Below are 1,455 nucleotides of genomic sequence, written 5' to 3'. Positions count from 1 at the left end.
CGCTCGACCAGCGGTGCGGCGCGCGGCAACCGGCGCCGGATCGCAGCCTGGGGCGCCGGTGCGACGGCGGTGCTGGTGCTCGCCGGCGGCGGCACGCTGGCGTGGATGTACCACAGCCTGGACGGCAACATCGACTCCGCCGACTACGACGACCGGCTCGGCGACAACCGGCCGGTCAGTCTCACCCCCGGCGCCAAGAACATCCTGGTGGTCGGCTCCGACACCCGCGACGGCATGGGGGACGAGTACGGCGAGGGCTTCACCACCATGCAGTCCGACACCCTGATGATCGTCCACGTGGCGGCTGACCGCGAGTGGGCGACGGTCGTCTCGCTGCCGCGTGACTCCTGGGTGGAGATCCCGGCCTGCGACAAGGGCAACGGCGAGACCTCGGAACCGCACCACTTCAAGATCAACGAGGGTTACGCGATCGGCGGCATGACGGGTGACGTCAGCGGTGCCGCCGCCTGCGCCATCAAGACCGTCGAGCACAACACCGGCCTGCGCATCGACCACTTCATGTCGATGGACTTCAACGGCTTCAAGGGCATGGTCGACGCCGTCGGCGGTGTCGAGGTCTGCCCCGAGCAGGCGATCAACGACAAGAAGGCGGACCTGAAGCTGAAGGCCGGCTGCCAGACGGTCAAGGGCGACCAGGCCCTCGGTTACGTCCGCACCCGCTACAGCCTCGGCGACGGCAGCGACCTGAGCCGCATCGGCCGGCAGCAGGAGTTCATGGAGGCGCTCGCCGCGAAGGCGCAGTCGAAGCTGACCGACCCCGCCGCGCTCTACGGGTTCCTGGAGGCGTTCACCTCGTCCCTCACCACCGACAAGGAACTCGCCGGCGTCCGCCCCCTCTTCGACCTGGCGTCCGAGGTCAAGGGCATACCGACGGACCGGCTGACGTTCCTGACGGTGCCCAACTACCCGCGCGAGCGGGACGTGCCCACCGACAAGGCCAACGTGGTCTGGCAGTACCCGGAGGCCGACACCCTCTTCACGTCCCTCGCCAAGGACCGCGAGGTGGACAAGAAGAAGCTGGAAGCCAGTGCCCGCAAGAGCGGCTCGGTCACACCGTCGCAGGTCAGGGTGCAGGTGCTCAACGGCACCGGCACACCGGGCAAGGCCGCCGAGGTCGCCGGGGAGCTGCGCACCCTCGGGTTCCAGGTCGTGCGGACGGGCAACGCGGCACAGGACGCGGAAAGCACCGCGATCACCTACCCGGAAGGGCTGAGGACCCACGCCTCGGTACTGTCCGGCCGGGTCCCCGGCGCCGCCACCACGTCGGGCGGCACCGCCCCGGGGGTGCTGACGCTCACCATCGGCGACAGCTTCCAGGGCATCCGCGGCTGACGGCAGACCGCCCGGCCCGGTCGGCAACGGCCAGCGGCCGGGAGCGGGTTCGGCACCACCCCGCCCGGAACGGCCGTGCTCGGGACGAGTGCCGCACGTGGG

At 70.4% G+C, this 1,455-nt stretch carries 1 protein-coding gene; it reads left to right on the top strand.

The window, feature by feature from the left end; translation table 11 throughout:
- On the top strand, window positions 1-1,353 hold a 1,353-nt coding region (locus ACYVE9_RS26645), incomplete at its 5' end, for an LCP family protein (RefSeq protein ID WP_461030457.1).
- Between the last annotated feature and the right edge of the window lie 102 nt (window positions 1,354-1,455).

The organism is Streptomyces sparsus, from assembly GCF_054776295.1.
This window is presented reverse-complemented; position numbering and strand designations above follow the sequence as displayed.